Annotated in this window: 14 protein-coding genes; 7 read left to right on the top strand and 7 right to left on the bottom strand. The window is 72.9% G+C overall.

All coding sequences use genetic code 11. From position 1 onward, the window contains the following. The first annotated feature begins 347 nt into the window (after positions 1-347). The 4 genes from AC0OO9_RS29325 to AC0OO9_RS29310 all read left to right on the top strand — a co-directional run bounded on the left by AC0OO9_RS29325 (position 348) and on the right by AC0OO9_RS29310 (position 5,017). Positions 348-1,808, top strand: a complete 1,461-nt coding sequence (locus AC0OO9_RS29325) for an SDR family NAD(P)-dependent oxidoreductase (RefSeq protein WP_484513942.1) — start codon at positions 348-350, stop codon at positions 1,806-1,808. Positions 1,809-1,910: 102 nt separating this feature from the next. After that, the gene (locus AC0OO9_RS29320; RefSeq protein ID WP_484513941.1) at positions 1,911-3,182 is read left to right on the top strand and encodes a glycoside hydrolase domain-containing protein; all 1,272 of its coding nucleotides are present in this window, start codon (positions 1,911-1,913) and stop codon (positions 3,180-3,182) included. Positions 3,183-3,237: 55 nt separating this feature from the next. Further along, the gene (locus tag AC0OO9_RS29315) at positions 3,238-3,723 is read left to right on the top strand and encodes a hypothetical protein (protein ID WP_484513940.1); all 486 of its coding nucleotides are present in this window, start codon (positions 3,238-3,240) and stop codon (positions 3,721-3,723) included. 247 nt (positions 3,724-3,970) lie between these two features. Next, on the top strand, positions 3,971-5,017 hold the full coding sequence (locus AC0OO9_RS29310; protein ID WP_484513939.1) for a LacI family DNA-binding transcriptional regulator: 1,047 nt from the start codon (positions 3,971-3,973) through the stop codon (positions 5,015-5,017). A gap of 24 nt (positions 5,018-5,041) precedes the next feature. Here AC0OO9_RS29310 and AC0OO9_RS29305 read toward each other — a convergent pair whose 3' ends face one another. The 7 genes from AC0OO9_RS29305 to AC0OO9_RS29275 all read right to left on the bottom strand — a co-directional run bounded on the left by AC0OO9_RS29305 (position 5,042) and on the right by AC0OO9_RS29275 (position 17,456). Then, positions 5,042-6,676, bottom strand: coding sequence for a fucose isomerase (locus AC0OO9_RS29305; protein WP_484513937.1), 1,635 nt, complete (start codon positions 6,674-6,676; stop codon positions 5,042-5,044). After that, on the bottom strand, positions 6,673-8,205 hold the full coding sequence (locus AC0OO9_RS29300; RefSeq protein WP_484513935.1) for an FGGY-family carbohydrate kinase: 1,533 nt from the start codon (positions 8,203-8,205) through the stop codon (positions 6,673-6,675). Before AC0OO9_RS29300 ends, AC0OO9_RS29305 begins: the two co-directional genes overlap by 4 nt. 63 nt (positions 8,206-8,268) lie before the next feature. Next, a complete protein-coding gene (locus tag AC0OO9_RS29295) occupies positions 8,269-9,270 on the bottom strand; it encodes a substrate-binding domain-containing protein (protein WP_484513933.1) in 1,002 nt (333 codons plus the stop codon). Positions 9,271-9,296: 26 nt separating this feature from the next. Further along, a complete protein-coding gene (locus tag AC0OO9_RS29290; RefSeq protein ID WP_484513931.1) occupies positions 9,297-10,382 on the bottom strand; it encodes an ABC transporter permease in 1,086 nt (361 codons plus the stop codon). Next, positions 10,379-11,935, bottom strand: coding sequence for a sugar ABC transporter ATP-binding protein (locus AC0OO9_RS29285; protein ID WP_484513929.1), 1,557 nt, complete (start codon positions 11,933-11,935; stop codon positions 10,379-10,381). The genes AC0OO9_RS29290 and AC0OO9_RS29285 overlap by 4 nt, the downstream gene beginning before the upstream one ends. A gap of 122 nt (positions 11,936-12,057) precedes the next feature. Continuing rightward, on the bottom strand, positions 12,058-14,181 hold the full coding sequence (locus tag AC0OO9_RS29280) for a family 43 glycosylhydrolase (RefSeq protein ID WP_484513927.1): 2,124 nt from the start codon (positions 14,179-14,181) through the stop codon (positions 12,058-12,060). Beyond that, positions 14,181-17,456, bottom strand: a complete 3,276-nt coding sequence (locus AC0OO9_RS29275; RefSeq protein ID WP_484513926.1) for a DUF2961 domain-containing protein — start codon at positions 17,454-17,456, stop codon at positions 14,181-14,183. The genes AC0OO9_RS29280 and AC0OO9_RS29275 overlap by 1 nt, the downstream gene beginning before the upstream one ends. 294 nt (positions 17,457-17,750) lie before the next feature. On the opposite strand from AC0OO9_RS29275, the gene AC0OO9_RS29270 reads away from it, so the two are divergent. From AC0OO9_RS29270 to AC0OO9_RS29260, 3 genes are all read left to right on the top strand, one after another. Continuing rightward, the gene (locus tag AC0OO9_RS29270) at positions 17,751-19,202 is read left to right on the top strand and encodes an FG-GAP repeat domain-containing protein (protein ID WP_484513924.1); all 1,452 of its coding nucleotides are present in this window, start codon (positions 17,751-17,753) and stop codon (positions 19,200-19,202) included. A 20-nt stretch (positions 19,203-19,222) separates the two neighbouring features. Further along, complete coding sequence (locus AC0OO9_RS29265) at positions 19,223-21,289, top strand: N-acetylmuramoyl-L-alanine amidase (RefSeq protein ID WP_484513922.1); 2,067 nt, start codon at positions 19,223-19,225, stop codon at positions 21,287-21,289. A gap of 75 nt (positions 21,290-21,364) precedes the next feature. After that, on the top strand, positions 21,365-22,360 hold the full coding sequence (locus AC0OO9_RS29260) for an alpha/beta hydrolase (RefSeq protein ID WP_484513920.1): 996 nt from the start codon (positions 21,365-21,367) through the stop codon (positions 22,358-22,360). Positions 22,361-22,586: the final 226 nt, after the last annotated feature.

Genomic DNA, 22,586 nt, shown 5'->3' with positions numbered 1-22,586 from the left:
CGCCGCGAACAACGCGGCGGTCGCTGGTGTTCCGGGCCTCGGGGACAGCGCGTTCGCCGATGCGGGCACCGGCGGAGTACCGGTCCCCGGCGGCGCGGCTGCCCGGGACAAGCGGACGGCGTCGCCGGCGGCCGCGACGCGGTGAGGACGGGGAGCGCCGCCCCACGCCCGGGCCGGCACGTCGCCGGCCCGGCGTGACCAGGCGGCGCCCGCCCGCCGGCATCGAAGACGAGCGCCCGTCCCGGGCGTGGGCTGCGCCGGCAGCCGGGCGGTGACGTACAGTTCCGGGTCGGACCTGGCGTGGGCCGGGAATCCACGGCGCGGAAACGGGACGAGACAGCAGCGGCATGACGGCGGACAACATCACCGAAACCGGCCACGACGGCATCGACCGGAGCCAGCTGGAGACCTGTCTCAGCGTCTTCGAGGCGCTGGAGGACCTGCCCCCCGATCACCCCGACGTGGTACGCGTGCAGCGGGCCACCGCGCGGCTCTACAAGGTGATCAAGCAGCGCCGGCGCGAGGAGCGGCGGGACGCGATCGCGGCGGCCGACCGTGCGGTGACGGCGGCCACCGCCACCGGCGCGCCGGGCCGGATCGACGACGAGACCCAGGGGATCCCGCTCGCCTCCCCCACCGAGGGCACGACGGCCGGCTTCCTGCACAACCCGCGCGGCTGCTACGTCTGCAAGCAGCGCTACCGCGAGGTGGACGCCTTCTACCACCAGCTCTGCCCGTCCTGTGCGGCGCTGAACCGGGAGCGCCGCGACGCCCGTACCGACCTGACCGGCCGGCGCGCGCTGCTCACCGGCGGCCGGGCGAAGATCGGCATGTACATCGCGTTGCGGCTGCTGCGCGACGGCGCGCACACCACGATCACCACGCGGTTCCCGCACGACGCGGTGCGCCGGTTCGCGGCGATGCCCGACAGCGGGGAGTGGCTGCACCGCCTGCGGATCGTCGGGATCGACCTGCGCGACCCCGCCCAGGTGATCGCGCTCGCCGACTCGGTCAGCGCCCAGGGGCCCCTCGACATCCTGATCAACAACGCGGCGCAGACCGTGCGGCGCAGCCCCGGGGCGTACGCGCAACTCGTCGCCGCGGAGGCGGCGGCCCTGCCGGAGGGCCCCCTGCCGCAGCTCGTCACGTTCGCCAAGCCGGCCGGGCGGGGCGAGACGGCGGGCGGCCTTACCGCCTCGCCGCAGTCGACCCCGCTCACCCCGCACGCGCTCACCGCCCTCGCGCTGACCAGCGGCTCCGCCTCGCCGGAGCGGATCGCGGCGGCCACCGCCATCGACGCCGGCGGCCTGGTGCCGGACCTCGACCCGGTCAACAGCTGGGTGCAGCGGGTGCAGGAGGTCGACCCGGTCGAGCTGCTGGAAGTGCAACTGTGCAACGTGACGGCGCCGTTCGTACTGGTCAGTCGGCTGCGGCCGGCGATGGCCGCGGCGAAGGCCCGCCGCAAGTACGTGGTGAACGTGTCGGCGATGGAGGGCCAGTTCGGCCGCGGCTACAAGGGGCCGGGGCATCCGCACACCAACATGGCCAAGGCCGCGCTGAACATGCTGACGCGCACCAGCGCCCAGGAGATGCTGACCGACGGCATCCTGATGACCAGCGTGGACACCGGCTGGATCACCGACGAGCGGCCCCACCCGACGAAGATGCGGCTGGCGGATGCCGGCTTCCACGCCCCGCTGGACCTGGTCGACGGCGCGGCCCGGGTGTACGACCCGATCGTCCGTGGCGAGCAGGGCGAGGACCTGTACGGCTGCTTCCTCAAGGACTACGCGCCCTGCGCCTGGTAACCGACGCGTCACCAATCTGACACTATTGCCAACCTTCAATGGGTGTGTAAAAGTTCTTCACTGACTTCAACCTCGTGCAAGAAAACCTTCGAGGGAGACCGGATGAGAAGGACCACCACCTGGCTGCTGGGCCTCGCCACCACGGCGGGGCTCACCGTCACGCTCGGCTCGGCGGCCGTGGCCGAGTCGACGCCGGCCCCGCAGCCACAGCCGCAGTCCGTGGCGGTGTCCGCCGTCGGTCCGCAGCCGGGCACCTTCGTCGGTAAGGGCTTCGACACCTGCACCGCCCCGTCGCAGTCCGCGATGAACGCCTGGCGGGCCAGCTCGCCGTACCGCGCGGTGGGCATCTACATCAGCGGGGCCAGCCGCACCTGTGCGCAGCCCAACCTGACGGCGACCTGGGTCGCCAACCAGGTCGCCAACGGCTGGCGGCTCATCCCCATCGAACTCGGCTACCAGGCGCCCTGCGGCACCCGCGCGCCGAAGATGTCCGCCGACCCCGCCACCGCGCGTTCACAGGGCCGCACCGCCGCCGACAGCGCCGCCAGCGCCGCGCAGGCGCTGGGCATCGGCGCCGGCAGCACCATCTACAACGACGTCGAGCACTACCCGACGACCGCGTCCTGCCGCGCCGCGGTGCTGTCGTTCCTGTCCGGGTGGGTCGAGCGGTTGCACACCAAGGGCTACCTGGCCGGCATGTACTCCAGCGGATCCTCCGGCATCAGGGACGTCTGCCTGGAGTACAACAACGCCAGCTACACCAGGCTGGACCAGATCTGGATCGCCTGGTGGAACGGCGTGGCCGACACCGACGCCGGGAGCTACTGCTCCGACGCCTACTACGCGAACCACCAGCGGTTGCACCAGTACGCCGGGGACGTGACGGAGACCTGGGGCGGCGTGACGATGAAGATCGACCGCAACTACCTGGACGTGAGCACGTCGCAGCAGCCGCCCCCGCAGCAGTGGAGCACCACTATCGACAACACCACGTCCGGCCGGTTCACGGCGGGCGCCAACTGGAGCACGTCGGCGTACTCCGGGCAGCGCTTCGGCACCGACTACCGGTTCGCGAACCCGACCTCGGCCAGCGACGTCGCCTGGTACCGGGCGGACATCCCCGAGACGGGGACCTACGAGATCTCGGTCTGGTACCCCGCCGACCCCGGATACAACGCCCAGACGCCGTACGTCGTCGCCACCGCCTCAGGCAACCGGTCGGTGTCGGTCGACCAGCGCCTCAACGGTGGACGGTGGGTGTCGATCGGCGTCTTCACGCTCGCGGCCGGCGACGGCAACAAGGTCGGGGTGAGCCGCTGGACCAGCGGCAGCGGCTACGTGGTCGCCGACGCGGTACGCATCACCCGCGCCTGACCGGTACGCCAACCGGGTCGACGTCGGCGTCGGCGGGAAGCCGTAGACTCCCGCGATGGCCGCCGGTCGATGGACGCTGCTGATCTCGATGGTGCTGGTCGCTCCGCTGCTGTGGTGGAGCGGAGTGGCCAGCGCCGCCTACGTCGCGAACGGGGCCCTCGGGCCCGGCGACTCGACCCTGCCGTACGCCGTCGCCAACTACCGCAGCGGCGGGCTGAGCATGACCGCCGTCTTCGCTGTCCTCAACCTGCTGCTGATCACGGTCGTGCTGCCGACGGACCGACGGCTGCGCGAGGGCCGCACCGGCACGCGCGTCCGCGGGGTCCTGGCGGCGCTGCTCGTCACCGGCGTCGCCTGGTGCGAATACCGGTTCAATCCGATGACCCACAACTGGAGCGGCGACCCGGACGCCTGGGACGCGGTGGAGGGTCAGGTGCGGCCCTGGCACCCGGTGGCCGGGGCACTCTGGATCGTCCTGAACGCGGTGGCCGCCGCCTCGCTCGCCGTACGGGCCAGGGCGAGGACCCCCTCGGCCGGCTGATCGCCCGTCCGCCGCGCGGCGCCGGCGTGCTGCCGGACCAGCCCCGCCAGTTCACCGCGAGCGCCACCACGACCGTCGGTGCGGTGTGCGGGTGCGCGGCGCCCACGAGAAATCGATTCCCTGGCATAGGATCTCAGGGCCGACCACTCTCGGGCGGGGGGCCGCAACGGACGGTGGTGCCCGTGCGGTCGCAACCGGGGGTCCGGTGCGGGACCGGGCGCGAGAGACACCGACAGGGGACGACCGCATGACGACCATCTACGACGTGGCCCGGGTGGCCCAGGTCTCGGCGTCGACGGTGTCCCGGGTGCTCAACGGGCACTCGTCGGTGGATCCGGACCTGGCCGCGCGGGTACGCCAGGTGGTGCTCGACCTGGACTACCGGCCCAACGCGGTGGCCCGCAGCCTGCGCCGGCAACGCACCAGTCTCTGGGCGGTGATCATCTCCGACATCGGCAACCCGTTCTTCACCTCGCTGGTGCGCGGCATCGAGGACGTGGCGCAGGAGGCGGGCTTCTCCGTGGTCCTGTGCAACGGCGACGAGGATCCCGAGAAGGAGACCCGCTACGTGACGGCGGCCCTGGCCGAGCGGATGGCCGGCGTGATCATCTCGCCGTCGGGACGACCGGCCCTGATCAACCGGCTCACCGGGGCCGGGATGCCGGTCGTGGCCATCGACCGGCAGCCGCACGGGGTGGCCGTGGACACCGTGCTCGTGGACAACGTCCACGGCGCGGAGACGGCCACCGCCCACCTGATCGACAGCGGCTACCGCCGGATCGCCTGCGTCACGGGACCGCGGCGGATCTCCACCGCCGTCCAGCGGCTACGCGGATACCAGCAGGCCCTGCGCGCCGCCGGCCGGAGCGTGCCGGAGAACCTGGTCCGGTACGCCGACTTCCGGGAGGACGGCGGCTACCGGGCCATGGCGTCCCTGCTGAACGCGGCCGAGCCGCCGGACGCGGTCTTCGTCACCAACAACCTGATGACGGTGGGCGCGGTGGAGTGCCTGGTCGACCGGGGCGTCGCCGTGCCCACCCGGTGCGGCGTGGTCGGGTTCGACGACATTCCCTGGGCCCACCTGGTGCGGCCCTCGCTGAGCACCGTCGCGCAGCCCACGTACGACCTGGGGCGGGCCGCGGCGTCGCTGCTCACCGAGCGGATCGCCAACCCCGCGAAGGCGTCCTCGACCGTCACCCTGCGGACGACCCTGCGGGTCCGCGAGAGTTCGGTCCGCTCCCTACCGGACGGACAGCCCGAGGCCGGCCCGGGTGGGCCCACCCGGGCCCGGTGAGCCGGCGACGGGCCACCCGCCCGGTCACAGCGCCACGTCGCCGCACAGGTGCACCCGCACCCCCATCGCGTCGAGCATCGCGGCCTTGACCCGCAGGGCCCGGTCGGCGGCGTCGGCGTCGTCGGCGTAGACCACGTTGACGTGGTTGGCCTTGTGCCGGGCCATCAACTGGTCGCGGCCCACGCCGTGCAGCACGGCGTGCATGATCGGCCACTGCGGCGTGGTGGCCCGCAGCCGACGCCGCGTCTCGGCGGCCGGCAGCTCGACCACGGTGCCCCGGCCCAGGTCGGCGTGCAGCACCCCGTCCATGATGAAGATCCGCGACCAGACGATCTCGCCCGGCCGGGAGACGCCGCTGAGGGTGCCGCCGCCCAGCGGGAAGTACATCGGCGGCTGCCGCATGCTGTACGACCGGTCGTAGCCGCCGTTGTGGGACGCGGGCACCGAGCCGGAGATCTCGAACACCCAGACGAAGTCCGGCCCGTACGACTCCCCCCAGCGGATGTCGTGCAGGGTGGTGGCCGGGTCCATCCCCATCGCGGTCCAGATCCGGTTGGTGACCAGCGAGTCCACCGCCACGCCCTCGTCGACCTCGTTGAAGTGCGGCAGGGCCCGCCCCGCGTACAGCTCGCGCGTGCCGTCCCGGCTGGTGACCGGCGGCCGGGACACGTCGTTGAGCAGCCCCTCGGCCAGGTCGCTCGCCGGCACCGTGTCCTTGAGCCCCTGCTGGTACTGGATGCCGACCGCGTCCAGGCCGAAGTCGTCGGCGATGCGCAGCGCCGCGACGTACATCTTGAACTGGCTGTGCAGTTGGGCGTCGGTCAGTTCGGTGGCCTCGTCCGTGCCGGTGTGGAAGGTCATCCCGGCGGCGTCGAGCCACGCCCGCACCGCGTGCGCCTCCTCGTCGCTCACCCGCGACATCTCCGCTACCAGCGCACTCTGCGACAGCCGTTCCTTGTAGATGCCGAGCGGGTTGAGCAGCTCGTCGTCGATGATCGCGTTGTACATGCCCATGCAGCCCTCGTCGAAGACGCCGACGACGGCCGGCCGGCGCCGCAGTTGGCGGGCCAGCGCCACGCCGAGCGCGACCTCGGGGTCGGGCGGCAACGGCGGCAGGTCCCGCACGTGGCTCTCGTCGTGGACCACCTCGCCGGTCTCCAGCCATGCCTTCAGCCCGTCGCGCGCCCACTCGTCGGTGAAGGCCTCGCTCCACAGCGCCGAGTACCGCACCCCCGCCTTCGTGAGGCTGCCGGCGAGGTTCAGCAGGCCCACCAGGCCGGGGAACTCCCCGCTCCAGTTCGCCACGAGCAGGATCGGGCCGCGGTGGGCGCGCAGCCCGGCCAGCACGTGGTGGCTGTACTGCCACACCGCCTCCACGACGACGAGCGGGGCGTCGACCGGGATCCCCTGGAAGACCTCGATGCCGGCGCGCTGGCTGTCGATGAAGCCGTGGCCCGCGCCGGCGTCCACGGGATGGGCCCGCCGGGTCTGCCAGCCCAGGGCGGTCACCGCGTCGGCGAGGTCCGCCTCCAGGCGTTGCTGGGTCGGCCAACCGGTGACGTTGGCGGCCGGCCGCAGGTCGCCGCTGGCGACCGTGTAGACCGTCCGGGGGACGGCGGCCGGCGGGTCGACCAGCACCGGCATGGTGTAGTTGCTCACGGGTTGACTTCCTCCACTGGCTCATCGGTACCTGGCTGGGGCGGGGTCGCGAGGCGCGTCTGCCGGGCGGCCAACGCGTGGGCGACGGACTTCGAGCCGGCGTAGAGCTGCCGGTACAGCCCGTACAGCTCCGCGTAGTCGGCGGCGAGCGCCGGGCGCGGCTCGCGGACCTCCCGGATCGGGTTCCACAGGTGGATGTCGACCCGCCGCACCGCGCCGGCGGCGAGGAACGCGGCGCCGTAGCTCGCGCCGATGGTGACCGACGGGATGTGCTGCGCCCGGCCGGTGACGTCCGAGACGATCTGCGTCCAGAGGTCGCCCCGGGTGCCGCCGCCCACCGCCACGACGCGGCGGATGTCGCCGCCGGCCGCCTCGATCGTCTCGATGTTGTGGCGCACGGCCAGCCCGGTCGCCTCCAGCGCCGCGCGGTAGATGTCGCCGCGCCCGTGGGAGAGCGTCAGGCCGGCGATGACGCCCCGGGCGTCGGGATCGAGGATGGGGGTGCGCTCACCGGCGAAGAACGGCAGCATGAGCAGCCCCCGCGCGCCCGGCCCGGACCGCTCGGCCAGGCGCAGCAGCTCGGGGTAGTCGGCGGCGTCGAACAGCTCCCGCAGCCATCCGGTGATCGCCCCGGAGGTCGCCATGCCGCCGGCCAGGTTGCGGGTGCCCGGCAGCGCGCCGACCGTGCCCCACAGCGACGGGCTGGTCAGCGGGTGCGGCACCGTGTGCACGAGGAACATCGTGGTGCCGTACATGAGCATCAGGTCGCCGACGCCCTGGGCGCCCACGCTGAGCGCCTCCGACCAGGCGTCGATCGTCCCGGTCACGACCGGGGTGCCCGGCGGCAGCCCGGTGGTCGCGGCGGCCCCGGCGGTCACCGTCCCCGCCACGTCGCCGGGCCACCGCAGCTCGGGCAGCTCCAGCCCCGGGGCGATCTCGTCGGCCCAGGGGCGGTACCAGGTCTGCGCCGCGCTGTCGTACAGCGGCGTGCACTGGCTGGCCGAGTGCTGGTCGAGCAGGTACCGGCCGGTCAGCTGCCAGACCAGCCAGGAGCTCGGCATGAACAGCCGCCGGGCCCGGGCGAACAGCTCCGGCTCGGCGTCGGCGACCCAGGCGACCTTCGCCCCCGCCGCCTGGGTCGACAGCGTCGAGCCGCACCGGCGCAGGATCTCGTCCGCGCCGAAGCGCTCGGTCAGCCGGGCGATCTGCGGCGTGGACCGGGTGTCGACGCCGTAGAGGACGGCCGGGCGCAGGGGCGTGCCGGCGGCGTCGGTGAGCAGCACGCACGGCCCCATCCCGCTGACCCCGACCGACACCACGTGGGCGTCGCCCGCGGCCAGCAGCTCACGGGTGAGGGCGACGAACTCCTCCCACCAGACGCGGCCGTCCATCTCCACCCAGCCGGGTCGCGGCCGGTCCACCCGGTGCTCCCGGACACGGGAGCGCAGCACGCGCCCGGACAGGTCGACGAGGACGCCCTTGCTGCTGGACGTGCCGATGTCGACCCCGAGCACCGCGGCCACCGTCATGCCAGGTCTCCCCCGATCTTCCAGGTCCGGGGCGTGGCCCACCGGGCCGCGCCGGCTCTGCGGTCAGGCGACGCCACCGAGCTTCGCGTACGTCTCGGCGGCGTTCTCCTTCGTGACGCGCATCGTGTCGAGGGTGGTGGTGCGCGGGACGTCCTCGGCGCAGTCGACGAGGATCCGGCGGGCCAGGTCGACGGCCTCCCGCCCGCCCGTGGCGTACTGGAAGGTGGCCGCCAGCCGGCCCTGCTCGACGGCCTTGATCCCGCCCGACGGCACCGGCAGCGCGTCGATGCCGGTGAACTTCACAGTCGTGTGCAGCCCGGCCGCCTTCGCGGCCAGGTACGCGCCCTCGGCCATCGGGTCGTTGTGGGCGTACACGGCGGCGGCGTCCGGGTGGGCCTTGAGCAGCGCGTCGGCCACCGACTGACCCTTCTCCCGCAGCCAGTCCCCGGGCTGGGAGGCGACGACGTCGATCTTCGGGTTGGCCGCGATGCCCTCCCGGAAGCCCTGGGCGCGTTCGGCCGCCGGCGTGGAGCCGGGCAGCCCGGCGATCTCGATGACCTTGCCGCCGGCCGGCAGCAGCGTCGTGGCGTAGAACTCGCCGGCCGCCCTGCCGATGGCGACGTTGTCCCCGCCGATGAAGGCCGTGTACGCCTCGCCCTCCACCTTGCGGTCGAGCACGATGACCGGGACCCCCCGGTCGTACGCCTTGCGCACCACCGCGGTCAGCGGCTTGGCCTCGTTCGGCGAGATGACCAGCAGGTCGATCTTCTGGGTGAGGAAGTTCTCCACGTCGGCGACCTGCTTGCTGTTGTCCTGCGCCGCGTCGGCGACCACCACGGTGAACCCGGGGACGGACTTCGCCGCCGTCTGCACGTCGTTGTTCATGACCTGCCGGTAGGGCTCGGCGTTGTTGGCCTGCGACATGCCGATGAGGAAGTCCTTGCCGGCGCCGCACTTCGCGGCCGTGGCGTCGCCGCCGTCGGACGGCTTCTCCACGCTGCACGCGGTGGAGGTGACGAGCGCGCCGGTGCACAACAGCGCGAGAAGGACGGTACGGGTGCGCATGATGACGCTCCTTGTTCGGTGGCGGTTCAGACGATGCTGCGGCGCAGCTTCTGCAGCCCGGCGGCGGCCACGATCACCAGCCCCTTGATCAGTAGCTGCACGTTGGCGTCGATGTTGTTGAGCGCGAGGATGTTGTTGAGGATGCCGAGCAGCAGCGCCCCGGCGAGGGTGCCGCCCATCGAGCCGGTGCCCCCGGCGAGGCTGGTGCCGCCGATGACGACGGCGGCGATGGCGTCGAGTTCGTAGCCGGCGCCGTCGTTGGGGCTGCCCTGGTTGAGCTGTCCGGCGTGGATGATGCCGGCCACGGCGGCGAGCAGGCCCGCGATCGCGAAGACCGCGACCTTGACCCGCAGCACGGGCACGCCCGAGAGGCGGGCGGCCTTCTCGTTGCCGCCGATGGCGTAGACGTGGCGGGCGAACGCGGTCTTGCGCAGCACGACGACCGCGGCCACCCCGATGCCGATGAACAGCACCGCCGGGACGGGCAGCACCCCGTTGATCGTGCCGTTGAGGATCTCGAACGCCGGGGGCGCCTCCTGCGGGCCGTCGCCGTAGGCGATCGGGATGCCGAGCCCGCCCGACCAGATGCGGGCGAGGCCGCGCGCGACCTGGAGTCCCGCGAGGGTGACGATGAACGACTGGATGCCGAGCCGGGCCGTCGCGTAGCCCTGCAACGCGCCGAAGAGGGCGCCGATCAGCAGCACGACGGTGACGGCGGGCAGGACGCCGAGCCCGGAGTCGACCATCAGCGTGGCGGTGCCGACGGCGGAGAGGCCGAGGATGGCGCCGACGGAGAGGTCGATGCCGCCGAGCAGGACGACGAACGTCATGCCGATGGCGATGATCCCGATCTCGGACACCGCGCGGACGATGTTGCCGAGGTTCTCCGTGGACAGGAAGAGGATCTCGCCGTCGCGGCGGGGCGAGACGGCGATGGCCAGCACGAACACCAGCAGCAGCGCGAAGAGGCTCTGCACGGCGAAGAGCCGCTCGACGAGGTCGCCCCGGCCGCCGGCCCGGCGCCACCGGCCGACGCCGGCGGCCGGCGGCGACCCGCCGGCCGGCGCCAGCGGCGTGCCGGGCCCCTTGTCCGGTGCGCGCAGGTGGGTCATCGGTCGTCCCTTCCGGCGGCCGTGCCGCCCATGGCCGCGGTCAGGATGTCCTCGCCGGTGCAGCCGTCGGCCGCGAGTTCCGCGACGGCCCGTCCGCGCCGCAGGACCACGATCCGGTCGCAGACGCCGGTCAGCTCGGGCAGTTCCGACGAGGCGAGCAGGATGCCCATGCCGTCGTCGGCGAGGCGGCGCAGCAGCCGGTAGATCTCCGCCTTGGCGCCGACGTCGACGCCCCGGGTCGGCTCGTCGAGCAGCAGCAGGCGGGGGCGGGTGAGCAGGTGCCGGGCGAAGACGACCTTCTGCTGGTTGCCGCCGGAGAGCGAGCCGACGGGCGCGGCGGCCGACGACGTCTTGATCGCCAGGGCGGCGACCTGCTGGCGCACCGCGTCGCGCTCGCGTCCGGCGCGGACGACTCCGGCGGTGCTGACCCGGCGCAGGGCGGCCAGGACGATGCTGCGGCCGACGGGGTGCTCCAGCACCAGGGCGGAGCGGCGGCGATCCTCCGGCACGAAGCCGACGCCGGCGCGCAGGGCTGCGCGGGGGCCGCGCGGGGCGTACGGGCGGCCGGCCAGCCGGACCAGGCCGCTGCGGCGACCGGGCGGACCGGCGCCGTACAGGGTCTCCAGCAGTTCGGTGCGGCCCGCCCCCATCAGGCCGGCCAGGCCGACGATCTCCCCGGCGCGGACGGTCAGGCTGACGCCGGCGGGCTCGCAGCGCCCGGGCCGGGTGCCCCGGGGCCGTACGGCGAGGTCGTCGACCTCCAGCACCGGGGGCCCCGCGGGGCGGGCGGGCCCGGCGGATCCCGCGCTGAACAGCGCCTCCGCCGGACGCCCCACCATCAGCGTGATGATCCGCTGCCGGTCGGCGCGGTCCGGGCGCAGCGTGCCGGCCACCTCGCCGTTGCGCAGGACGGTGGCCCGGTCGGCGATGTCCTCGATCTCCTCGAGCCGGTGGGAGATGTAGACGACGGCCACGCCGCGCTCGCGCAGCGCGCGGATGGTGGACATCAGCCGCCGCACCTCGGCGTCGGCGAGCGCGGCGGTCGGCTCGTCCATGACGAGGACGCGGGCGTCGAGGGAGAGCGCCTTGGCGATCTCGACGAGTTGCTGCTCGCCGACGCGCAGCGAACCGACGGGCCGGCGCGGATCGATCTCCGCGCCGAGCGGGCCCAGCCAGTCCCGGGCGGCGCGGGTCATCGCCCGCCGGTCGAGCGTCCGCAGCCGGGTGCGCGGTTCCCGGCCGAGCACCAGGTTCTCGGCCACGGAGAGCGCCGGCACGAGGTCGAGTTCCTGGTGGATCGTGGCGATGCCGGCGGCCTGGGCGGCGGCCGGGCCGGCGAAGCGCGCGGGTTGGCCGCCGATCGAGATCTCCCCGTCGTAACCGGTGACGACGCCGGAGAGGATGTTGATCAGGGTGGACTTCCCGGCCCCGTTCTCCCCCAGCAGGGCGTGGACCTCGCCGGCGCGCAGGACGAGGTCCACGCCGCGCAGGGCGTGGACGCCGCCGAAGCGCTTGGTGATGCCGGACATGGCGACGATCACCTGGTCGCTCACGCGGGCCTCCGGAGAGATCGGAAATCGATTTCTGGCAACATAGACGGGGGTCGAAGTGATGTCAACGCCCCCGGTGCGGGCCGGGCCGCCACCCCGCGCTGCCCGACCCGCACCGGCGGCCCTCAGGGCACCGCGTTGACCGCCGCGTGCACGGTCTCGGCGAACGCGGTGTCCCGCCCCACCCCGCTGGCGGCGAACCGCCACGTCCCGCCCGGGTACCGCCCCGGCGGCCACGCGGCGCCCCCGTTGCGCCACAGCGGCTGCCAGGCCGCCATCGCGTGGCCCGCGTCGTACCAGGTGTTGTCGCCGCGCCACGCCGAGGCCCAGCGGTGGGCGGCCACGAGGGACAGATCCGCGCCGGAGGTCATCGACCACGTCGGCATCCCCGGCACGTCCCCGGTCGGCCGGGCCGCCACGGCGGGGTCCCCGACCGCCGGCAGGGCGCCGTCGACGTTGAACGCCACCTCCCACACCGGCGCCGTCGTCTGGCCGGTCACCGACCAGGTGACGTCGCTCTGCAGCGCCGGCCCGGTCCAGCGGGGCGCCACGGTCAGCAGCCAGTCGGCGGTGACCGGCTCGTCGCCCATCCGCATGCCGACCAGGTTGATCCGGGAACCGTCGGCGGAGACGTCCACCCGTGCCGGCGGGCCCGCCCGGTCCGTGACGTCGAAGCGGCCGACCGCCAGGTAGGGACCGGTGCCCCGGTGCGACGAGTCCAACGCCGGCCGGTAGGCCCCCGTGCCGGCCGGGTCGACCGCCAGGGACGCGATCCGGGTGTGCGGCCAGGTGCGCACGTCGGCGCGCAGGAAGCCGGTGCTCACCTGGTAGCCGCGGGCGACCACCTGGGTGGACCAGGTCAGCGGGGCGAGCCACAGCCCGCCCTGGCCCCAGCCGGCGTGGCTCAGGTACCAGTTCTCCCCGTCGACCACGACCTCGGCGGCGTGCGCGTCGAGCACGGTCACCTTCTCCGCCCCCTCGAAACGCAGGGGGTCGCGGCTGCGGTAGACGGCGGTGCGCCGGTACGCCGCGCCGTAGTCCGTGCCGTCGCAGCAGACGAAGAGGTACCACCAGTCCCCCCGGCGCACCACGAACGGCGACTCCGTCTGCCCAGCGGCCCGGCCGGTGTGCGGCGACGCGTACGCCACGCCCCGGCCGCTCCACGTCCGCAGGTCGGTGCTGGTGCGGTACGCGACCACGTGGTTGCCGCCCTGCGCATTCGAGGTCGCCGTGTAGTACATGACCCAGCGGTCACCGACCCGGGTCACCATCGGGTCGCGCGCCTCCCAGCCGTCGGTGAACAGCGGGTTGGCGGAGCTGCGGGTCCAGGTGAACAGGTCGGTCGAGGTGGCCAGGTGCATCCGGTAGTTCGCATAGTCGGGGCTGCCGGCCGCGTAGAACATGTAGTAGGTGCCCTGGTCGTGGACCACGTGGGGCGCCCAGATCCACTGTTCGCCCCTCGACGGGTCGGCCGTCAGCGCCGGTCGTTGCTTCGTCCACGGCCCGGTGGGCGTGGGCGCCGTGGCGTGGCCGAAGCTCTTCTCGTCCTGCGGCGCGCCGGGCTCGGCGTGGGTGATGGCGAAGGCGTGCCACAGCCCGGTCCGCTGGTCGCGCACGATCGTGTGGTCGTTGTAGTACCACGCCGTCGGCTCCCCCACGCCCGGGTCGAAGACCCGGGTCAGCGGCCCCCGCGCCGGTGTCTCGGCCACCGTCTCATACGCCGTCGTGGTGACCGCCGCCAGCGGGCCGACGCGGCGCAGGGTTAGCGTGTCCAGCCCCGCGAAGAACCCCGTCGAGGAGGCGGAGCGGCCGGTCACCGTCACCGTCAGCCGATGGCTGCCGGCGGCGAGCGAGGCCGATCCCAGCGGTACGGCCTCGACGCGCCGCACGGTCGGGGCGTAGCCGTCGAAGAGCTGGCCGACGGCCACCCCGTCGACGGCGAAGCGCAGGGTGCCGTAGTCCGCGGCGCGGGTGAGCACGGCGCCGATGTCGTACTGCCCGGCCGGCACCGGCGGCAGCGACACGGTGACCGAGTCGCCCGCCCGGGCGGCACGCAGCCAGAGCTGGCGACCGGCCGACCAGGCGACCCCGCAGCAGTTGGCCTGCGCCTCGACCGGGGCGGTCGACGAGAGCACCGTCAGCGACTCCGCCTCGGCCCGCACGACGTCCTCGGCTGCGGCCGGCGCGGCCGGGACGGCCAGCAGGGCGGCGCCGAGCAGGAGCACCGCGAGCATCCGGAGCGCGCGCATCACGACACGCTCGGGCGGGGCAGGTCGGTGCCGGCCGCGAACTGGTCGTGCCACCTGACGCCCGCGCCGAAACCGCCGCCGGTCGACAGCGCCACGTACGCGTCCGCACTGGTCCCCCGCGTGTACGTCACGAGGTCCGCCCTTCCGTCGCCGTTGAAGTCGCCGATGCCGGGCAGCTCGTCGCCGACCGCGAACCAGTCGTGCCACCTGCCGGCCTGCGCGACGAAGCGCGTGCCGTCGGAGAGCGCCACGAACACGTCGCCGGCGGTCCCCCGGGTGAACGTCACCACGTCGTCGCGCCCGTCGCCGTCGACGTCACCCAGCGCCGGCAGCTGGTCGCCGAGGGCGAGCGAGTCGTGCCACTTCCAGCCGTCCTCGACGAACCGCGTCCCGTCGGAGCGGGAGACGAACACGTCGCCGGTGGCGCCGCGGGTGAACGTCACGATGTCGTCGCGCCCGTCGCCGTCGACGTCGCCCACCGCCGGCAGTTCGTCGCCGAGCGCGAAGTGGTCGTGCCACTTGACGCCGGGGCCGAAGCCGCTGCCGGTCGACAGCGCCACGTACACGTCGGCGGCGGCGCCCCGGGTGAAGGTGATGATGTCGGTGCGCCCGTCGCCGTTGACGTCGCCGACGGCGGGAATCTCCGTACCCGTGGCGAAGAAGTCGTGCCACTTGACCCCGGCGGCGTACGTCGTGCCGGTGGAGAGCCCCACATAGACGTCGGCGCTGTCGCCCCGGGTGAAGGTGATGACGTCGGCCCGTCCGTCGCCGTCGACGTCGCCGGTGAACGGGATCTCCTCGCCGACGGCGAAGAAGTCGTTCCACCTCCGGCCGTCCGGCACGAACCGGGTGCCGTCCGACACCGACGTGGTCACGTCGGCGGTGGCGCCCCGGGTGAACGCGACGGCGTCGTCGCGGCGGTCGCCGTTGGCGTCGCTGGTGTTGCGGGTGCGGGTGGTGGCCGACACCTCGACCGAGGGCGCGGAGGCGTTGCCGGCGCCGTCGACCGCGACGATGCGGTAGTGGCGGGTCTGTCCGGCCGGCAGCGGGCCGTGCCGGAACGTGGTCGTCCGGGTCGTGCCGACCAGGTTGGCGGGGATGGTCGCGACGTTGGGGTTGCGCGAGGCGTAGACCCGGTAGCCGGCGACGCCCACGTCGTCCGGCGACGCCGACCAGGACAGGCCGAGGGCGTGCACCCGACCGCCGGCCAGGCCGAGCCCGGTGACCGCGCCCGGCGCGGTGACGTCGAGGAACGGGGGAACCATGCTGTCGGCCTCGTAGCGGGCCGCCGTCCACGCCGGGGCGCCGGCGGCCGGGGTCAGGGTGACCGTGACCGTGGACCGGCCGGCGGTCAGCGCGGCCGGGAGGACGAACTCGTCGGCCAGCCAGCGCTGCCGGTCGTTGCCCAGCGGCTGCCGCCACACCCCGGCCGGCCTGCCGTCCACCGACACGGCGACCTGCTGGTACGCGCCCGCCTGGTCACCGTGCCGGCGTAGCCGTACGCCCTGGTTGGCGGGGTCCACGGCGAGCCGGAAGCTGGCGGCGCCGCCGGTCGCGCGTACCTGGCCGGCGACGGGAGCGTTGTCGTCGTCGCCCTCGTACGCGGCGGTCAGCGGGTACTGGTTTCCGGAGTCGGTGTAGGCGTGCCCGGCGCGGCTGGCGGCGTCGCCGGTGACCAGCGTGTCGGTGCGGCGCAGGGCGACGGTCGGCTGGGTGTAGAGGAAGGCGGTCGAGGCGTAGTTCGCCGGCATGTCGTTGGCGGGTCCGTGCTCGATGCCGAAGCGCAGCGCCGTGGCGTAGGGCACCGCGTCGCCGATCATCAGCCGGTACATGGCGTCGCACTCGTCGGCGCAGCCGCCGGAGCGGAACTGGTGGGCGGTGTTGCCGGTGAAGACGCCGCTGTACTCCCCCCGGTTGAAGTACCAACCGGACTCGTAGAAGTCCTCGGTGCCGGTGCCGTAGATCTGCGGCGTGGGCGAGCCGTCGACGTGGACGCGCTCGTCGCCCTCCAGGTAGTTACGGGTGTTGCCGCCGACGATGTGGCCGCGGGCGGTCTGGGACACGCCGACGAACCGTCCCCGGCCGGCCTGGTCGGCGACGATCCAGTCGTCGCCCCCGGCCGTCTCCGCGCGGCGGGACTGGGTGGTGAAGTAGCCGGCGGCGCCGTCGGGGGCGAGGGCGCCGGTCCACACGGTGCCCGGCGCGGTGGTCACCTCCGCCTGGACGCCGGCGACGGCGGCACCGGTGGGGTTGGCGACCGAGATCGCCGCGGTGGAGCGGAACGGCATCGGCCACCAGGCGCTGTACCAGCCGCCCGGTGCGGAGTCCATGGCGAACATCAGCGAGCGGACGGAGCGCTCGCCCAGGCCGGCGCCGAAGAACTCGCCCACAGGGCTGTCGACCGTGGCGCGCCCGTCGAAGGTGATCCGCAGCCGCAGGCCCGACAGGGTCGGCGCGGTGGCGGCGGCGTCGGGCAGCCGCAGCCGCAGCGCCGTGACCGCGGCGGGGCCGGTGAGCGTGGCGAGTGTCGCCTGCCCGCCCGCCGGAACGTCGACCCGGGCGGTCCTGGTGCTCGCGCCGGGCTGGCTCGGCTTCGGGTCGCGCTGGCCGGCGGCGCGCAGCTTCTCGACCACGTCGGCGGCGGGGTCGGCGGGGTCGAACCTGGACACCCCGACCGCGTCGGCGAACGTGCGGTAGGTGACGTGGTGGAAGAGCGGGTTGAACTGGGTGGTGATCCGCATGGACTCGCGGTAGGGCATGGGGACCTTGACGGTGACCCCGCCGGAGGTCTGGTCGGCGTTGGTGACCAGCGGCCACACGAACGGGGAGCCGAGGCCGCCGTCGACGAGGCGCTGGAGGCTGGTGTCGACCACCGTGACGCCGTCGAGCTCGACGCGGATCCAGCCGGTGGCGCTGACGTTGCCGTCGTCGCGGGTGAACCAGATCGACTGCACCTCACCGGCTCCGCGGTCCTCGGCGATGACGCAGCCGCCGGCCTGGCGCAGGCACGAGTAGGTGCCGACGAAGCCGTCGTCGTTGGAGCCGTCCCGGGCGAAGCTGGAGAACTGCCGGGTGCGGCTGCCGGCCGCCAGCTCGGGCAGCCGGTCGAGGCGGCGGTAGACGTCCCAGCCGACCGGGCCCTTGTCGTCGACGGCGGCGAGCGCCCCGACAGCGTGCGGGACCGGGGCGGGTTCGGCGGCGCGCGCCGCCGTCGGGGGGATCATGGTCGCCAGCGCCGCGGCCAGAGCCAGCCAGCGGCGGAGGTGGGGCTTCATGGATGTCCCTCCAGGATGACCGTCGAGCCGCGAGAAATCGATTGCTCGGGAGTTAACCGGGGGGCATCGCGAGATGTCAATACTTTACCGCCACCGCTCAGTTGCCGAAGGAAGATTCCAGGGCGCATTGACAGCCGTCGGGGTCCTGGCGATACTCCTCGGCAATCGATTTCCCACCGACGGGGAGGTGTCGACGCGGCGACGCACCCGTCAGCCCGGGCGGCCCTCCTGGCGGCGGCGCGCCTCCGTGGCGGAACCGCTCGCCGCACCGCTGACACCCCTCAGAGGAGCATCGTGAGACGTACTCCCCTCGCCCTGCTGGTCGGCCTCTGCACCGCGCTGGCGTCGGTCGTGGCGACCGCGCCGGCGCAGGCCGACGCCCCGATCGGCACGCTGGCCTGCACCTCCATCCCCGCCAACCACGACCCCGCGATCAGCGTGATCGTCTACCGGGTCGCCCGCGCCCACAACGTCAACGACAAGGTCATGCTGTCCGCGTTCGAGGCCGGCTGGGTCGAGTCGCACATGAACAACCTGCCGTGCGGCGACAAGTCCTCGCTCGGGGTGTTCCAGCAGCGGTGGGACTACGGCTGGGGCACGCCGGAGCAGATCATGGACCCGGTCTACGCCACCACGCAGTACGTCACCCGCGCGATCGTCTGCGACCGCAACAACCCCCGCTACAGCGCCGGCCAGGTCGCCCAGTGCGTGCAGCGCTCCGGCTTCCCCGACCGCTACGACCAGGTGGCGGCGAAGGCGCGGACCCTGCTCGACGAGGCGGCACGGACCCACGCCATCGCCGGCGGGTCCGCCACCGACGTCAGCGGCGACGGGCGCGACGACATCGTCAGCTTCACCCAGAACGCCCTCGCCGACGTCTACGTGAGCACCTCCACGGGCGCCGGCTTCGCCGGGACCTCGGTGAAGTGGAACGACTTCTTCTCCATCGGCGGCGAGACCGCCTCGACCGGCGACGTCGACGGCGACGGGCGCGACGACGTCGTCACCTTCGCGCACGGCAACACCGGCGACGTGTACGTGGCGCTGTCGAACGGCACCAGCTTCGGCGGCGGCCAGAAGTGGCACGACTGGTTCGCCCCCGGCGCGGAGATCGGCGCGGTCGGCGACGTCAACGGCGACGGCCGCGCCGACATCGTCGCCTTCACCCACAACGCGGCCGGCGACGTCTACGTGGCGCTGTCCACCGGGTCATCGTTCGCCGGCACCGCCGTGAAGTGGCACGAGTACTTCTCCATCGCCGGCGAGTACCCGGCCCTGGGCGACGTCAACGGCGACGGCAAGGACGACATCATCACCTTCACCCAGGGCCCCGCCACCGCCTCCGACGTCATCGTCGCCCTCTCCACCGGCAACGCCTTCGGCGCGCCCCAGAAATGGCACGACCTGTTCGCCGTCGGCGCCGAACTCCCCCGCGTCGGCGACATCAACGGCGACGGACGCGACGACATCGTCACCTTCACCTGCAACACCAACGCCGACGTCTACGCCGCCACCTCCACCGGCACGTCCTTCGCCGGCACCACCGTCAAATGGCACGACTTCTTCTGCCTCGCCGGCGAGTTCCCCTACCTCGCCGACGTCAACGGCGACGGCAAGGACGACATCGTCGTCTTCACCAAGGGCGCCACCAACGACGTCCACGTCGCGCTCTCCACCGGCACCACCTTCGGCGCCAGCGCCAAGTGGCACGACTTCTTCGGCCTGAACGGCGAGACCACCCTGTGACCCGCGGACGGGAGACCACCATGAGACCCGACAGACTCTCCTGGCGCGGCGGTGCCGCCGCCGTCCTCGCGGCGGCGCTACTGAGCCCCGTCGCGCCGGCCGCCGCCGCGCCGGCCAGGCCCGCCGGTCCGCTCGACACGGCCTTCACGCGGGCGGCCGGCGAGTTCGACGTACCCAGGGACCTGCTGGTCGCCGTCGGCTACGGCGAGACCCGGCTCGACGGACACGAGGGGCAGCCCAGCCAGGCCAACGGCTACGGCGTCATGCACCTGGTCAGCAACCCCCGCCAGCGCACGCTGGAACGGGCGGCCGAACTGACCGGGCAACCGGTGGCCGCCCTGAAGTCGGTGACCTCGGCCAACATCAGGGGCGGCGCGGCCCTCCTGCGGGACATCGCCGACGCCGAGCGGCTCACGGCCGCCGACCGGGACCGGATCTCCGCCTGGTACCCGGTGGTCGCGCGGTACGCGCACGCCGCCGACGACGCGACGGCCCGCCTGTACGCCGACCACGTCTACGGCCTCCTCCGGGCCGGCATCAGCGCGCCCTCCGTGCGGGTCACGCCCCAGCGGGTGCAGCCGGAACTCGGCCGGTACGCCCGTGTCGCCCCCGCCGGGGCGGTGGCACCGGGGGCTCTCGCCGCGGCAGTGCCGGAGTACGCGCCGGCCCGGTGGATCTCGGCGTACGGCGGCAACTACGCGGCGGGTCGCTCCTCGCGGATCACCACTGTCGTGGTGCACGTGACCCAGGGCTCGTACGCCGGCACGGTGAGCTGGTTCCAGAACCCGTCGGCGGGAGTGAGCGCCCACTACGTGGTGAAGTCGAGCAACGGTGAGATCACCCAGATGGTACGCGAGGGCGACACCGCCTACCACGCGCGGTCGGCCAACCCGTACTCGGTGGGCATCGAGCACGAGGGCTTCGTCGACAATCCGAGCTGGTTCACCGAGTCCATGTACCGCTCGTCGGCCGCGCTGACCCGCTATCTCTGCGACAAGTACGGCCTGCCGAAGAACCGTACCGCGGTCAAGGGGCACCACGAGCTGCCGGGCAACGACCACACCGACCCGGGCCCGCACTGGAACTGGAACCACTACATCTCCCTGGTCAACGCGGGCGGCGGGTCCGGTGGCCGTTATCTGGCGGGTTCGCCCACGGACTTCACCGGCGACGGACGCGACGACATCGTCACCTTCACCCACGGCACCCTCAACGACGTCTACGTCGCCACCTCCACCGGCACGTCATTCGCCGGCACCTCCAACAAATGGAACGACTTCTTCGGCCTCAACGGCGAAACCCTGCTCACCGGAGACTTCAACGGCGACAACCGCGACGACATCGTCGCCTTCACCCACGGCACCCTCGCCGACGTCCACGTCTCCCTTTCCACCGGCACCACCTTCAGCCCCAGCACCAAATGGCACGACTGGTTCGCCCCCCACACCGAAGTCGCCGCAGTCGGCGACGTCAACGGCGACGGCAAAGACGACATCATCACCTTCACCCACGACACCAACGCCGACGTCTACGTCGCCCTCTCCACCGGCACCTCATTCACCGGCACCGCCGTCAAATGGCACGAATACTTCTCCATCGCCGGCGAACACCCCGCCATCGGCGACGTCAACGGCGACGGACGCGACGACATCATCACCTTCACCCAAGGCCCCGCCACCGCCTCCGACGTCATCGTCGCCCTCTCCACCGGCAGCGCCTTCGGCCCACCCCAGAAATGGCACGACCTCTTCGCCGTCGGCACCGAACAACCCCGCGTCGGCGACATCAACGGCGACGGCAAAGACGACATCGTCACCTTCACCTGCAACACCAACGCCGACGTCTACGCCGCCACCTCCACCGGCACATCATTCGCCGGCACCACCGTCAAATGGCACGACTTCTTCTGCCTCAACGGCGAATTCCCCTACCTCGCCGACGCCAACGGTGACGGCAAGGACGACATCGTCGTCTTCACCAAAGGCACCACCAACGACGTCCACGTCGCACTCTCCACCGGCACCACCTTCAACCCCGCCACCAAATGGCACGACTACTTCGGCCTCAACGGCGAAACCACCCTCTGAGCCCGTCGTGCGCACGTCGAAATCCCCGCGCCGCGCGGCCGTTCCGGCGCGGTTCCATCCCCAATGGAGGTACTCATGGACAACGTCCCTGCCACCCGCCGGCCCGTCAGCCGCCGACGCCTGCTGACCGGCGCCGCGGGAGTCGCCGCCGCAGGCGCGTTCGCCGGTGCCCTCGCCGCGCCGCTGCCCGCGTCCGCCGCCCGCGACGGCCACGGCCTGCGCATCGTGGACCGCAACGAGAACGGCGGCCGGCTGCAGTACTACCGGTTCGCCACCGACGCCATCGGGTGGGACCCGGGGGTCAACGTCCTGCTCCCCGATGGCTACCACACCAGCGGCAAGCGCTACCCAGTGCTCTACCTGCTGCACGGGGGCGCCTCCGACTTCCGGGAGTTCCATCTGCACCACAACATCATCAACCTGACCGCAGGCAGGCAACTCATCGTCGTCATGCCGGACGCCGCCACCGGGTGGTACTCGAACCCGGTGAGCAGCAACGTCGGTCCGCGCAACTGGGAGACGTTCCACATGGCACAGCTGCTGCCATGGATCGAGTCGAACTTCCGCACCTTCCCCGAGTACAACGGCCGCGCCGTGGCCGGCTTCTCCATGGGCGGGTTCGGCGCCCTCAAGTACACCGCCAAGTACTACGGCCACTTCTGCTCGGTCAGTTCCCACTCCGGCCCCGCCAGCCTGCGCCGGGACTTCGGGCTCGTCGTGCATTGGGCCAACGCGACCTCCGCCGCCCTGGACCTCGGCGGCGGCACCGTGTACGGCGTGCCGCTCTGGGACGAGGCGCGGGTCAGCGCCGACAACCCGATCCAGCGCATCGAGAGCTACCGCAACAAGCGCATCTTCCTGGTCGCCGGCACCTCGCCGAATCCGGTCAACTGGTTCGACACCGTGAACGAGACCCAGGTGCTCGCCGGCCAGCGTGAGTTCCGGGCGGCCCTGGCGCGGGCCGGCATCCCGCACGAGGGGCGGGAGGTGACCGGCGGCCACGTCTTCCGGCAGAACGTCTTCGTCGACGACCTCAACGGGATGATGGCACGCCTGCGCCGCGCCGGCTGATCCCCGGCTGACGCCGCGCCGCCGTCGTACCACGGCGGCGCGGCGTCGGCTCCGCCATCCCCACCGCTGCCGGGTCGGCGCGTTCCGGCCCGGCAGCGGGTCCTTTCCCGCGCGCGACGAGCCCCGTCCGGGCGTCGGCGGTGCGCGACCCACCCGTCCGACTCTTCCATGACCGGGAGTCACCCATGTCACGGCATTCGAGGAGCAGGGTGCGTCGCATCCTGGT

It is taken from the genome of Micromonospora sp. USAFONa4, assembly GCF_057197825.1.
This window is presented reverse-complemented; position numbering and strand designations above follow the sequence as displayed.